The organism is Bradyrhizobium sp. B117 (genome assembly GCF_038969555.1).
Lineage (GTDB): Bacteria > Pseudomonadota > Alphaproteobacteria > Rhizobiales > Xanthobacteraceae > Bradyrhizobium.
On the sequence record NZ_CP152414.1, the window covers coordinates 2,901,756 to 2,915,036 of the forward strand.

Below are 13,281 nucleotides of genomic sequence, written 5' to 3' on the forward strand. Positions count from 1 at the left end.
CGCAGCCCAAATCACGGCGCATAGGGAGCCCGATCATTGCAGCGGCTGTTTGGGCGGCCACGGAAAGAATGCGTTGGTTCTCGCCTGATACTCTCGATAGCGTTCACCACGCGATCGCAGCATCTGCTCCTCGAGCGGGGGTATGCCGGTCACCTTCACGAGTATCCAGTACATGATGGCTGGCGCCGAGAGGCTGGCCCAGCCCCATAGGTACTGCGGCGACAACGCGATGACCGGATAAGCCAACCATGCGAGCCATTCGAAGAAGTAATTCGGGTGGCGTGACCAGCGCCACATTCCCGCATCGCAAACGAGGCTGTGGTTGGAGCGCGAAAGCTTGAACCGCCGCAATTGCTCGTCAGCGATCGCTTCGCCGGTGACTGCCGCAAGCATGACGACAGCGCCGGCATAGTCCTGCAGCCCTAGGCCGGGGTCCGGAGCGTGTGCGGCGAGAAAGACCGAAAACGGCAGCGGGACCGACGCTTGAGCCTGCGACTGCAGGAAAAAGAACATCCGACGGGGAGCGTCGGAGCCCCATTCGCGTGCATAGTTCGCATAACGCGGATCGTCGACACCTGCGGCGGCGCGACGCGCAATGTGCGTTCCAAGTCTTGCCGCCCAGCAAAACACCAGCCCTGCCACAAGGGCCCGGCGAGCCGACGAACTGTCTTCGAGAGGCCATAGGGCGGCAACAGCGCCAACGAACCCAACCGAATAGCACCAGATTGCGTCAACCCAACCGGAATTGCCAGTGCGCTGTTGCACCACCCAAGCGAGCGCCATCAATGCCGAAAGAGCCAGGGCAATGCCGGCTATGGCCTGCAGATTCAGGAAAAGCATCCATTCACCGGGGCTGTTTTCATCGGTACGTCCGCCGTATGCGCCGGTTTCAGAATCAAAGCTCGCATGCGCGAGGTGATCCAGGCCGCCTCGGCGAGCGTTCCTATGCGCCGCCTGCAAAAGGAATGCGAATTGGTGGCTTCGAGCCGGGCGGAAGGGCTTTGCCCGTAGAATCGGACATTTCTCGCTGTCGGTGGCCGGCAGTATCGCAAAATGGGGCAGTTGAAAGATGCGCTTAGCAGTGATTGGGACGGGGATTGCAGGCAATGCTGCGGCCTGGCTCCTTTCGAAGCGCTACGCTGTGACCGTCTACGAGCGTGAGCTGCGACCTGGCGGGCACAGTCATACCGTTCGGATCGACTATGATGGCGAGGCCATAGACGTTGACGTCGGCTTCATCGTGTTCAATGAGCTGAACTACCCCGAGCTATCATCTCTGTTCACGCATCTGGGGGTGAAGACGGTCGAGACGTGCATGAGCTTTGCGATGTCCGCTGATCAAGGCCGCTTTGAATGGCGCGGGGGCGGCGAGGGGATTCTGCAGACTGCCTGCGGACTGTTCGCTCAACCGAGCAACCTGGCGTCGCTGTCATACTTTCGAATGCTGGCCGACGTCCTGCGATTCAACAAGGAGAGCGTGGCCGACTTGCGCGCCGGCCGGCTGGACAAGATGACGCTCGGCGAGTATCTGCAAAAGGGGTCATTCGGTGCGGGCCTGTTCTCTAATTATCTCGGACCAATGGGGGCAGCCATCTGGTCGTCCTCGGCGGCGGCTATTCTCTCATTTCCTGCGGAGAACTTCATCACCTTCTTCGACAATCATAGACTCCTGCACCTGGATCGCCCACGCTGGCGCACCGTGGAGGGTGGCAGCCGATGCTATGTCGACAAGCTCACCGCTATTTTCAAGGATAGTATTCGCCTCGGCCGTGCAGTGACTTCCATCACCCGAGAGGAGCAGGGCGTGACCATCCGCGACAGTCACGGCGGTGTGGAGAGCTACGATGCCGTTGTGATGGCCTGCCACAGCGATCAGGCACTGGCGATGCTATCAGATGCCGACGCGCAAGAGCGGTCAATACTAGGCGCCATAAGATACAGCCCGAACGCAGTCTATCTGCACCGCGATCACAATCTTATGCCCAAACGTCGTCAGGCATGGGCATCATGGAACTTCCTGCAGTGGCGGCGACAAACGCTTGTCGAGAACGACGCGGCCGTGACCTATTGGATGAACCGCCTGCAGGGTATTGACGATCGCAAGCCGCTATTCGTCAGCCTCAACCCGCCGCGCGAGCCAGCCCCCGACCTGACGTTTGCAAAATTCAGCTTCGCTCACCCTCTCTACCATTTAGCCGCATTCGCCGCCCAGCGGCGGCTTCCTGCGATTCAAGGTCGTCGCCGAACATGGTTCTGTGGTGCGTGGACGGGCTACGGCTTCCATGAAGACGGTCTGAGGTCCGGCATCCGAGTGGCTGAGGCTATGGGCTGTGCGCCGCCTTGGCGTCAGTCCACCTCGTTGCTGGCGCAAGCAGCCGAGTAAATGCGATGTTCGGGTCGAGACCGCCCAGAGGGAATGATCAGGTCGCACCGGTCGTGCTCTATCGCGGAAAGGTGATGCACGCGCGATGGCAACCTGTGCAGCACAGATTCACCTACGAGGTGATGAGCCTTCTCATCGACCTGGACCGACTGGACGATGCGGATCGACAGTCGCGCTTGTTCGGAGTCAATCGAGCGGCAATCTTCAGCTTCCACGAACGCGACCATGGAAACCGTGCTGGCGCAAAACTGAGCCAGTACGCGCGGAAATTGGCGGTCGAGCGCGGCATCGACTTGTCGGGTGGCCGGGTTCTTCTTCTGTGTTATCCGCGGCTCCTGGGCTACGTGTTCAACCCGCTCTCGATTTACTTCTGCTATCGCGCCTCCGGCGAGCTCGCGCTGTTGATTTATGAGGTGCGAAACACCTTCGGAGAGATGCATTCCTACGTTCTGCCGGTGCTAAAGGCGGCCGGTGCAAGGGCGATCCGGCAAACTCAGGCCAAGGAGTTCTACGTCTCGCCTTTCATGGAAATGAGGATGCAATACCGCTTCAGCATCTCTCCGCCGGCGCGTCATGTGCGGGTCAGAATCCTTCAGACGAACGAACAGGGTGCGATCTTTGCGGCCGCCTTTATCGGACGACGGCGTCGGCTGACCGGCCCTCGACTTGTTGCGGCATTCTTTGGTCTGCCCCTTGTCACCGTTAAGGTAATGATCGCCATCCATTGGGAGGCGTTATGGCTTTGGATCAAAGGTGTTCCGTACGTGACTAGGATGAAACAGGGCGGAATTTGAGATCATGGAGGTCGTAGCCAATCACCAGACTGCCCGATTCGACGATCTGCCGTTCCTCGCCCGGCTCACGCTGCGGCTTGCATCGCGACTCAGGTTCGGTAGCGTGCACGTGCGCCTTCCGGACCACAGGACCACGGTCTTGCGAGGGGTGGAATCAGGCCCGTCGGCCACGATCCAGATCAACGATTATGCGTTTGCCCGTAGTCTGATCCTGGGCGGCGACATCGGTATGGCTGAAGCCTATGTCAGGGGCGACTGGACGACGCCCGATCTCACCCAGCTTCTTTATGTGTTCTGTCTCAACGACGACCTCATCGACAGCGTCTTTACGGGTAACATGCTTGTCCGGCTCTGCCGCAGGATGCTTCACCGACTACGCCACAACACGCGAGAAGGGTCACGGCAAAATATCCGTGCGCATTATGATCTCGGTAACGAGTTCTTCGCTGCATGGCTGGATCGAAGCATGACCTACTCGTCGGCTCTGTTCTCATGCGGGACCGCCGACCTCGCCGCCGCGCAACGGAACAAATACGAGCAACTAGCAAAAGACATCGATTTGCAGGCCGGCCAGACCGTCCTCGAGATCGGATGCGGTTGGGGCGGCTTCGCCGAGTTTGCCGCGAAAAGTTGCGGCGTCAGCATATTGGCACTTACCATCAGCAAAGAGCAGCACGAATTTGCGCGCCGGCGGATTCACGAAGCCGGGCTTGCCGAAAAGGTCGAAGTCCGGCTGCAGGATTATCGCGATCAAACAGGTCAATTCGACCGCATTGCCTCGATCGAAATGTTCGAAGCTGTTGGCGAGCAGTTCTGGCCCGCATACTTTGATCAGCTGCATCAAAGGCTCAAGCCGGGCGGGCTGGCAGGTATCCAGACCATCACCGTCCAGGACGAACTCTTCGACAGCTACCGGCGCCGCGTGGACTTCATACAGCGGTACATTTTTCCAGGTGGCATGCTGCCTTCGGCCGCTATCCTGCGCTCGCTCGGCGAACGTTTCGAGATTCCTATGAGGCATGAGCGCGTCTTTGGACAAGATTATGCGAAGACGATTGCAATCTGGCGAGCAAATTTCGGTCAGGCCTGGGCTGACCTGACCTCGCTCGGGTTCGACGAGCAATTCCGACGACTTTGGGAATACTATTTGTCTTACTGTGAGGCGGGGTTCAGGGCTGGAAAGATCGACGTCCGCCAATTGGTCTATGCGCGTCGAGGCTAGAACCTCACGGGCGGTTGATAGCTGTTCGGAGGAGCAGCCTATGCAGTCAATTTCGACGGTCGGTCTGGATGTTGCGAAGTCGGTCTTTCAAGTGCACGGCGTCGATGCAGCCGGCCAAGTGGTCATACGCCGTCAGCTCAAACGCCGTTTCGTGCTGTCATTCTTTGAGAAGTTGCCGCCGTGCTTAGTGGGGATCGAGGCTTGCGCGTCATCCCATTATTGGTCCGGTGAGTTGCAGGCATTGGGGCATACAGTTCGATTGATGCCTCCGGCCTATGTGAAGCCGTGCGGTGGATTGTGATTTAAAGCTGGCCATTTTCTGAACCTTGTTCCGCACGACATGGGCGCGCTAAGGGTCATTCGCGTCGATTTGGCAAGATCATCACGGCCTCCGGCCTACCCCATTTAGCCGACATTCTCAGGATGGCCCGAGCATGTCTCGCAAGAGCCAATTCCGAACTCGAACGGGCCTGACCCTCATGAGCGAACTGCGCCGGAGTGTTGTGGTGCATGTTCTGGGCAAATGTAACACAGACGCCTAAGCGCTTCGCAGCCGCAATGGATGTGGCCAGTCTAAGGGAGTCTCTTTACCGATCCGAACCGCCACTGGAACTCAACTGTGCACCCGAGAGTTCTATTCGCTTAGGGCGGAAGGAAGCGGAAACCTGTGAGGCAAGCCATAGACAAACTTGGTCCCTACCAGTCACTTGCGCTGTTAGCCGCTGTCTGGTTGAGCCTTTGAAGCTCATCGCTGTAGCGGTGGCGGGCGAGGGCCACTGGATCACCGGCACAGCCATGATCATCTCAGCGTATGCCGCCAGCCTGCTCATTGTGGAACGACTGTTCGCGGCGGTGAAGCCAAAGCTGCTGAAGCTTCACTGGTTTGCGGAGCTGTGGGCTTGGCTCATACGATACAAGCTCGCACGTCCGTTTCGGAGCACGTCTGCTTCATAACGCCTATGTCATTTTTTACGCGCATGACCACGTCGAGCACTGGTGAGGAAAGAGCCGTTAGCGTCCTCCGTGAATTGCACGCTGCCGAGGACGAGTTGATCGGTAAGACTGTCGTCATGAGTGAAGGCTAAGCTGGAACCATTGATCATGTCTATCTCGACGACGTGCACGGACTTCGCATTTCAATAATCCGGCATGACAGTGAATGGCCGATTTTAACCGTCAAGCTCATCCAGAACTGATGGCTGGAGCACCAACTTCACCGACAACGGCCCACGTTGTTTGCGTCGCTAAGGGGGGCACAAGCAGGCATTATGCGGCCCCGCTTAGAGCCAAGGAGGCGAAAAGAGTCGAAGTGGCGCGTTTCGAAGGGCTGCTCGCGCCTCTTGAGCGCGCCGGAGACAATCCAAGGGAAGCGCCAGAGTCCAGTCGAAGCCGTTTCGGCTGACGATACGGCTGTCTTGCTCACTTACACACGCGGGCGCGGATGCACCTAACGCTTTGTCGGCCTACGGCGGAATGGACGCATGATGTCGGTGGTCGTGAAGCTGGTCTCGAACCCGTTTGGCAGCAACGGCATCTCATTGTCGGGACCGACCTTGTTGCAGACGGGCAGGGCGCAACCGCGCCGCCGCGGCCGCAGGCCTCGGTCCTTCACGGGCGCTCAGGGTGGTTCTCGCAAACCCAGTGCGTGCCGTCGCCGCGACCGATCGCATGGGTGACGACGTGTGATGATGCCGGCGCAATCAACGCCGCGCCGTTGAAATGCGATCGGACGCGTGTGCCGAGTGAGCCTCGAACGTTTTTCATCCTTCATGCCACAGCCATTCCGGAATCTTCATCTGCCGCGTCGTGTGGAGAAAGGCGACGCTTTGCGGCGTTTCCTTTCTACTGCGTCGTCGCTCGCCGAAATTGGCGAACGATTCTGGTGACCCCGCAAAAGTGGTGCGACTTGTTCGCCAGATCGTGTGCCGTTAAGACGGGCCTGGCTTGGAAGCGTCGGCGCTCCTCCTTGCGTGCTGACGAGCCGTCGATTGGACCGGCCCCTTCCGCTGTTGGCACTACGGCGGGGAAAGAAGACTTCCGGAAACAAGCAGACGTTCGGTAACCTCTTCTCTGTGGATTGCGCGCGCAAACTTTTAGATTTGCAGCTTTCAGTCGTGCGCACCCAAATCGAAAGTGCTTCTCTGTATTGGGGAGAGAGGCCGATCGATGACCCAGTTCAATTCTGTTTTGGTCGCGGTTGCTCTGGCGCTTACTGCCTACTTTGGCGTAGCCGCTTGGAAAGCCACTGCAGATGATCGCCGCGATCGGACTTCATAGGATGGAACTACCTGCGGCGCTAACGCAACAGTAGCGGAGTAACGTGCATCGGCCATCATTTGTGAGCAGTCAGGGTATCTCAGCCCGGCTAGGATCATAGCGATGGCTAGACGGAAACCGATCTTACCTATCGATGTTTTGCTGATAGTTGCGATCAACGTTGTCGTCGCGGTTGTGGTCTATTACTTGATCGTACTTTGGGGATTTATGGAGGGCTGAGGCAACAATCGGACAGCCGGGTGAGCCTGCCAACCTCATCGAGACTGGCTCACGTGTAGCGCCTTCGCCTCGTCCCAAGGCGCGCGCATCCAGAAATCGCAAGCCTCGACAGCGCGGTGAGAAAGTATTGAGGGTGCCGTTTGTGGCAGCTCCAAGACACTGTTCCGCTCAGCTCTCGAAAGCGGAAAGCGCGGCGCCAAAAGCGGAAGTCAGCTAAGGGCCAAATGCGAAGAACTCAGAGCGAGCAAATCCAGTCCGCTTAGCCGCAAGCAGCGGGCCTCCGCCAGATGAGGCGCAACTTCGCTGATGGGCCAAAACCCGACATGTTCTATATAAATGGTTAGGTCGAGACCAGATGGACGGCGGGATGCATCATGCCGAGCATTCCGACAATGGCGAGGATCGTCAGTCCGAGCGCGATCTCGATAACGCTGTTGCGCGTGAGTTGCCGGAGTGAGTCCGACTGCACTCTGGTGGCGGATGGCAGGGCGAGCCGCGGCATCAGGTAGAATCGGTTAATCGCGGCAACTGCGAGCATGGCGGCGAATATGCCGAGCGTGAGCATCAACACCCGGCCATATTCGGTTGTAAACAGCCCACGAAACGAGCCGACCAGGATCCAGGCGTTGACAATGCCGGTGACGAAAAGCGTGGCCACGCTGACCATGCCCAAGATCGAAAAGCGTTCGGCCGCATCGCCCGCAACCGGTGCCCAGGCGGTCGTCTGATTCCGGGCTGCAGCGAAGAAAAGGACCAGCGACACGAGACCACCGATCCAGGCCGCGGCGGCGATCAAATGCAGTGCATCTGCAGCGAGATGCACGTCGCCGATTGCCCCAAGGGTCGAGCCGGCATGGCCGGTCCAGGCAAGACTGGCGGCGAGGCCGAGCCCCGCCGCGAGCGCAAGCCACTCCGCGAGTGCCGCGCGATCAAACGCGAGGCAGGCCGCCAGAGCGACTGCCAGGCCAGCGCGGACCTCCATGAGTCGCCCGAACTGGGTTTCGTTCAATACCGTTTGCACTCGCGCGTTAACTGCTTTCCATCGCGCTGCCACTGCGAGGTTAAGGCGGCCACTCGGCGAATGCTCGGGTGCAGGTCTGCTATGGGTCCACTCGCGGACGTTGTCCTGAGCGCCGCAAGAGGTCGGCTATGGGCCGATTTTGTTGCAAAAGGCGGCTGTAACCGACGGATGTCTTTCGGCCATTCGGTAAGGCGGACCGGCTTTGATCCGCCGTCCCTGACGCTCTCAATGCAACTCCTACGCTACGCAATGCACAGGGCATGAGCGGGTGGTGGTCGCGCAACGAACAACGCGAGGCGCCTCAGATTTTGAGCGATGGCGGCCAGAACAAACTCGTCCTGGGCGCCCCGTGGGCCGCGAATCCGGAGCCGCCCAAGCCTCAAGATGCGCTTCAAGTGCGCAAACTGCATCTCGACCTTCTTGCGCTGACGTCGCGACGTCTCGAAGCCCTCGGTGCCAGCGAACGACCGGGCGACGTCCCGGGCGTGCTCATGTATGTCGCGCGGGATCTTGCGCGATGGTTCTTTTGGACAGCACTGCGGTTTAAGCGGGCATGCGTCGCAGTCGAGCTTGCTCGCACGATACAGAAGCGTTTTGCCCTCGTGTACGGTGCCGCTCGTCCCGAGCCGCTTTCCGCCAGGGCAGTGGTAGACGTCGCTGGTTGAATCATATCGAAAGTCACTGCGTGAGAAGGTGCCGTCATCTCGCTTCGACTTGTCGAACACAGGGATATGTGGCGCGATGCCCTTCTCCTCGACCAGCCAGTTCAGCATCGGAGCAGCCCCGTGAGCGGTATCCCCGACAAGCCGCTCCGGCTTGAGACCAAAGCGTTCCTCTGTTCGTTCGATCATTGTCTTTGCCGCTCCGACCTCGGCCTGGCGAATGGAGCGGGACGCCTCGACATCAACGATGACGCCGAACTTCACGTCGATGAGATAATTGTCGGAGTAAGCGAAGAATGCTGGTCCCTTGTGAGCTCCGGTCCACTGGGCCGCGGGATCGGACAGCGAGATGAACTTCGGGACAACGTCGCTGGCCGCGCCCCACGCCGTATCGTCGAGGGTTGCCAGATACTCCTTCACCGCGCGGCTTGACCTCGCCGGATCGCGATCCTTGCGCCAATCCTGACCCGCAATCGAGCGCTGCTTGTTGGCGTCGGCAGCAATCAGGCTCGCATCGACGGCAAAGCCTTCGCCACCAACCAGACCCGCCAAAATGCACGCCTCGACGACGCGTTCAAACACGCGACGGAAAACATCCCCCTCGCGGAAACGCTCGTTGCGGGCCCGCGAGAAGGCCGAATGGTCTGGGATGGCATCTTCAATGCCGAGTTTGCAGAACCAACGATAGGCGAGGTTCACCTGTACTTCACGACAGATCAGCCGCTCCGAGCGGAGCGCAAAGACATACCCCAGGACCAGCATCCGGATCATCAACTCCGGATCGATCGACGGACGACCCATGGACGAATAATGAGGAGCAACTTCGCTGCGAAGCCACGACAGATCGAGAGCAGCGTCGATCTTCCGCACCAGATGATCTTCGGGAACCGCGTCGCCGAGATGAAACTCGTAGAACAGTTGACCTTGGTCACTCTTCAGACGGCCCATCATGGATCGACCTCGTCGCGATTCGCGTCAACACAACGGAATCACGCCTACCGGCTCGTCTCAACTGACTTTTGCAACAAAATCGGCCAATTACAGACCTTGGCAGCGAACAGATGCGCGGATAACCTTTAGGTTGCAGTCCTCTGGCAGCCGATCCTTTGAACAACAGGAATTTGTCATGACGAATAGTGGAATTACTCGCCGCCGCATGCTTCGCAGCGCAACAGCCGGCGGTCTTGCGGCAGCAACGACCTCCGGCGTGGCCGGTGTCGCCCGCGCGCAACCGGCGCGAAAGACTTTCGTCCTCGTCAGCGGGGCGTTTTGCGGCGGCTGGATATGGCGCCGTGTCACGGACCGGCTCGAACAAGGCGGTCACAAGGTATTTGCCCGTCACTCACGGGTTTGGCTGATCGCTCGCATTTGCTGAGCAAGGACGTCAATCTGGACACCCACATCGCCGACGTCGTCAACCTGGTCAAATGGGAAAGTCTCGAGAACGTCTGCCTCGTGGCGTGGTCCCTTGCAGGTTATGTAGGTTCCGGCGCGCTCGAAAGCATCGGCGACCACGTCTCGTCAGCTGTGTGGCTTGATGCCTTCATTCCAGCCGACGGACAAAGGGCCGCAGACACCGCAGCCGAGCCGGTTCGCAAAGGCATACAAGCGGCCATCGAAAAGGGCGAGGCAGGTGTTCGTGGGTCGGCGAAGTATCCGCCTGCTGTCGTTGCCGAACGCGATCGCGCGTTCGCCGAGTCCAAAGTGACTCAGCAGCCAGTCGGCACCTATCTTCAGCCGATCAAGGTTACCGGGGCGCTCCAAAAGGTGGCGAAGAAGACATATATCCGTCTCCCCAAATTTTCACTGCCGCCCCTTGATAAGGCGCTGGCAGACTGCAAGAGCGAGAAGTCCTGGGCCACGTTCGAACTGCCTGATGTCGGGCACATGGCCATGCTCGATGCACCAGATCGTCTGAGCGAGTTGATACTGCAAGCCGCTTGAGATCGACCCATAGTGTAAGGTGCTGACACTGCACCGAAGTGCGTTGCCGCCCGTGGGAGGGCGGACGCTGGTCCGCTTTGGGTCAAAGGCTGCCCTCGGCGTGTCCACGATGGCTTTCCGCTCAGCCCCCGGAAGCGGACCGTGCGAGGCCAAGAGAGGAAGTCAGCTTCAATAACGCGGTGGAACGCATGGTCGCCAGTCTGGAAAACGTAACCGGCTGCTCAATCCCAAGGAACGTGAGATCGTCGCTTTTCATGAGATGGGCCACGCGCTAGTCGCGCTTTCCTTGCCCGGTGTCGATCCCGTGCATAAGATCTCGATCATACCCCGTGAGGGTCGGTGCACTCGGCTACACCATTCAGCGGCCGATCGAGGACCGATTTTTGATGACCAAGGAGGAGCTGGAAAACAATATGGCCGTTCTGCTCGGCGGCCGTGCAGCTGAGCTCATCGTGTTTGGCCATCTATCGACGGGAGCTGCCGACGATCTGCGCCGGGTGACCGACGTCGCACGGAGCATGGTGACACGCTATGGCATGTCGGAGAAACTCGGCAGCGTTGCCTATGACGCGAGCCCGGCAATTTCCTCCCAGGCCCTGACCAGCCCTATCCAGTTCGCGAGCGTGGCTACGCGGAGGAGACCGCCGCAGCCATCGACCGCGAGGTAAAGGATACTGTAGATCAGGTCTTTCAGCGCACCCAAGGCATACTGAACACGCGGCGTCCGATCCTGGACCGCGCGGCAAAGAAGCTCCTTGAGAAGGAGACGCTGGAGCAGAGCGATATTGACCTGCTGATCCGGGAGATGCCGAAGGAAGGCCTCCGGGCGGTCTAACGGCGCGCTCATTTTCGCGCCCCAGATAGAGCTGGTCCACCACCGCGTTGAGAACGCCGGAGCAGGTGAAGAACTCCTGATGCTGGTTTTTGGCTCCGCCAAATCGCTGGCAAGATCGACAGGTCTCATCAACGAGTTACTTGAACTCGCCCCGGACAGTTCTAATTCACTGTATAGCCGAACCGAGGTTCGGCGAAGTGGACCATGACAAGGAGACAAGTGCGCAGAGCGCGTAGTAACTTGAGGGAAACGACATGAGAAAGCTTGCTCTTGCAGTCGTCGCGGCGGCAACGCTCCTCATCGGATCAGTTGCGCCGGCTTCGGCCCATTGGCGTCATCATGGCTGGGGCGGTCCGGGTATCGGTCCCGGGCTTGCTCTCGGATTGTTCGCTGGAACACTAGCGGCCGCCACCGCACCACCGGTCTATTATGGACCGGTCTATGGCCCGCCCTACTACTATGGCCGTCCGTACCGGGTAGTCCGCTATTATCCTCCGGTTTATCCGTACTGGTACTGGTGATGAAAAGAAGGCCCGGTTCCCGCCGGGCGTTCGTTCAGGGCGCGCGACTTGCTCGCTCGCGCTGTCATCAGTTGTGGGACGGAGAAAATGGAGGTCGAGAGAATCAGAATAGCAGAACATCATGGAGTGATGAGCCGGCGAAAGTCTCGGAGTGGTTGCCGTATTTCGCGGAATCGGTGGGGCTGGGCCGCCGCTCCGGCTTCCATCGTGGCTCGGTCTCTTCGTTGCCAGCAAAGCAGCGGTGCAATGGATGAATGAGGGGCGTGGCGCTTCGAACGCCAACGCAAAACGGGAGCTGGACTTGAAGCTCATTTATCCGACCTGGCGCGAGGGCTTCCGTGCCGGATTGGCATCTCCATCGAGGTGAGTGCCGCCTGCCGCAAAGCGTCGCGCTGGAGAGCAGGGCAGGCGGGGCACACGAGTGGTGAAGCACCCTCGCAGGTTCGGCTGCGCTATCGACCGATCGCTAGGCTCCATTTGACGGCTTCTTGATCCCAGGTGTTTGCGCGATCTGTGCCGAGACAAAGTCGGCCAACAAGCGCACTCGGGCGATGCCCAACCGTTCCGGTACGATCAGCATGTTCAGCGGAACGGACGGTGGCGAAAATTCGGGAAGCACCACTTCGAGCTTGTTAGCGGCGAGGAGATCCTGGACGAGCCAGAGATGTGCAGGCGCTATTCCGCGTCCGGCTACGAGGGCCTCTCTTGCTGCAAGTCCATGATCAACGCGCAAGCGACCGCCGAATGGCACCACATGGCGCCCGCCGCGCTGACCATGCAGTACGAGTAGATCGCTGCCGGCGATATTGGACATCCTGACGCCTTCGTGATCTGCCAAGTCCTGCGGGCGCACCGGCTTGCCGCGTTCGGCTAGATAGCTGGGTGCGGCAACGAGCATTCGCCTTGATTGGCCCAGCGCCTTGAGCTTCATCGAGCTATCACCAAGTGGCCCAAGCCGGAGGGCAATATCGACGCCTTCCTGCACGAGGTCGATGCGCTCGTCCGTGAGGCTGAGATCAACCAGGATGTCCGGGTGGCGGTCCTGAAAGGCGAAGATGAAACGACTGACGTGCAGTACTCCGAAGGCCGCGGTGCACGAGATGCGTACCGTACCCGCTGCCGCGCCGCGTGTGCTGCGCGCTTCCTCGCCGGCCAAATCAACCTGGCGGAGGATCTGGACGCAGTGGCGATAGTAGCGCGCGCCCTCTTCAGTCATTGACACCCTGCGCGTGGTTCTGCTGAGGAGCGGCACTCCGACCGCGTCCTCCAGCTCTCGCAAATGGCGCGTCACCGTTGACTGGCCGACTTCCAGCTCGCGCGCGACCGCGGACAGATTGCCCCGCTCGGCGACCCGGACGAAGCTACGCATGCGCTCAAGCGTGACTTCTGATTTATCCATTTTT

General features: G+C 59.5%; 10 protein-coding genes and 2 pseudogenes. 8 read left to right on the plus strand and 4 right to left on the minus strand.

The window, feature by feature from the left end:
* Positions 1 to 33: 33 nt before the first annotated feature.
* The gene (locus AAFG16_RS14175) at positions 34 to 840 is read right to left on the minus strand and encodes a DUF1295 domain-containing protein (protein ID WP_342739513.1); all 807 of its coding nucleotides are present in this window, start codon (positions 838 to 840) and stop codon (positions 34 to 36) included.
* A 229-nt stretch (positions 841 to 1,069) separates the two neighbouring features.
* On the opposite strand from AAFG16_RS14175, the gene AAFG16_RS14180 reads away from it, so the two are divergent.
* The 5 genes and pseudogenes from AAFG16_RS14180 to AAFG16_RS14200 all read left to right on the plus strand — a co-directional run bounded on the left by AAFG16_RS14180 (position 1,070) and on the right by AAFG16_RS14200 (position 5,353).
* A complete protein-coding gene (locus tag AAFG16_RS14180) occupies positions 1,070 to 2,383 on the plus strand; it encodes an FAD-dependent oxidoreductase (RefSeq protein WP_342739514.1) in 1,314 nt (437 codons plus the stop codon).
* 5 nt (positions 2,384 to 2,388) lie between these two features.
* The gene (locus AAFG16_RS14185; RefSeq protein ID WP_283085087.1) at positions 2,389 to 3,177 is read left to right on the plus strand and encodes a DUF1365 domain-containing protein; all 789 of its coding nucleotides are present in this window, start codon (positions 2,389 to 2,391) and stop codon (positions 3,175 to 3,177) included.
* A 4-nt stretch (positions 3,178 to 3,181) separates the two neighbouring features.
* Positions 3,182 to 4,399: a cyclopropane-fatty-acyl-phospholipid synthase family protein gene (locus AAFG16_RS14190; RefSeq protein WP_342739515.1), complete on the plus strand. Its 1,218-nt coding sequence runs from the start codon at positions 3,182 to 3,184 to the stop codon at positions 4,397 to 4,399.
* Between the two features lie 40 nt (positions 4,400 to 4,439).
* A pseudogene (locus AAFG16_RS14195) lies at positions 4,440 to 4,685 on the plus strand (IS110 family transposase); the annotation flags it as partial.
* A 452-nt stretch (positions 4,686 to 5,137) separates the two neighbouring features.
* A complete protein-coding gene (locus AAFG16_RS14200) occupies positions 5,138 to 5,353 on the plus strand; it encodes a hypothetical protein (RefSeq protein ID WP_283085089.1) in 216 nt (71 codons plus the stop codon).
* Positions 5,354 to 7,235: 1,882 nt separating this feature from the next.
* On the opposite strand, the gene AAFG16_RS14205 is transcribed toward AAFG16_RS14200, so the two are convergent.
* Positions 7,236 to 7,904: a CopD family protein gene (locus AAFG16_RS14205; protein WP_342739516.1), complete on the minus strand. Its 669-nt coding sequence runs from the start codon at positions 7,902 to 7,904 to the stop codon at positions 7,236 to 7,238.
* 254 nt (positions 7,905 to 8,158) lie between these two features.
* Positions 8,159 to 9,529 (minus strand): IS1182 family transposase, encoded by a 1,371-nt coding sequence (locus AAFG16_RS14210; RefSeq protein WP_342739517.1) that lies wholly within the window; start codon positions 9,527 to 9,529, stop codon positions 8,159 to 8,161.
* Between the two features lie 417 nt (positions 9,530 to 9,946).
* Here AAFG16_RS14210 and AAFG16_RS14215 point away from each other — a divergent pair, with 417 nt between their 5' ends.
* The 3 genes and pseudogenes from AAFG16_RS14215 to AAFG16_RS14225 all read left to right on the plus strand — a co-directional run bounded on the left by AAFG16_RS14215 (position 9,947) and on the right by AAFG16_RS14225 (position 11,878).
* On the plus strand, positions 9,947 to 10,522 hold the full coding sequence (locus AAFG16_RS14215) for an alpha/beta fold hydrolase (RefSeq protein ID WP_342739518.1): 576 nt from the start codon (positions 9,947 to 9,949) through the stop codon (positions 10,520 to 10,522).
* Between the two features lie 167 nt (positions 10,523 to 10,689).
* Positions 10,690 to 11,357: pseudogene (locus tag AAFG16_RS14220) on the plus strand (cell division protein FtsH); the annotation flags it as partial.
* 254 nt (positions 11,358 to 11,611) lie between these two features.
* Positions 11,612 to 11,878 carry a hypothetical protein gene (locus AAFG16_RS14225; protein WP_084334648.1) on the plus strand — a complete coding sequence of 89 codons (267 nt, stop codon included), beginning with the start codon at positions 11,612 to 11,614 and terminating at the stop codon, positions 11,876 to 11,878.
* A gap of 466 nt (positions 11,879 to 12,344) precedes the next feature.
* Here AAFG16_RS14225 and AAFG16_RS14230 read toward each other — a convergent pair whose 3' ends face one another.
* Positions 12,345 to 13,277, minus strand: coding sequence for a LysR family transcriptional regulator (locus AAFG16_RS14230; protein WP_283085092.1), 933 nt, complete (start codon positions 13,275 to 13,277; stop codon positions 12,345 to 12,347).
* Positions 13,278 to 13,281: the final 4 nt, after the last annotated feature.

Bases quoted from the DNA above. Each gene is read 5' to 3' on its own strand.
- AAFG16_RS14175 (WP_342739513.1), bottom strand. From the start codon at position 840: ATGCTTTTCCTGAATCTGCAGGCCATAGCCGGCATTGCCCTGGCTCTT.
- AAFG16_RS14180 (WP_342739514.1), top strand. From the start codon at position 1,070: ATGCGCTTAGCAGTGATTGGGACGGGGATTGCAGGCAATGCTGCGGCC.
- AAFG16_RS14185 (WP_283085087.1), top strand. From the start codon at position 2,389: ATGTTCGGGTCGAGACCGCCCAGAGGGAATGATCAGGTCGCACCGGTC.
- AAFG16_RS14190 (WP_342739515.1), top strand. From the start codon at position 3,182: ATGGAGGTCGTAGCCAATCACCAGACTGCCCGATTCGACGATCTGCCG.
- AAFG16_RS14210 (WP_342739517.1), bottom strand. From the start codon at position 9,529: ATGATGGGCCGTCTGAAGAGTGACCAAGGTCAACTGTTCTACGAGTTT.
- AAFG16_RS14225 (WP_084334648.1), top strand. From the start codon at position 11,612: ATGAGAAAGCTTGCTCTTGCAGTCGTCGCGGCGGCAACGCTCCTCATC.
- AAFG16_RS14230 (WP_283085092.1), bottom strand. From the start codon at position 13,277: ATGGATAAATCAGAAGTCACGCTTGAGCGCATGCGTAGCTTCGTCCGG.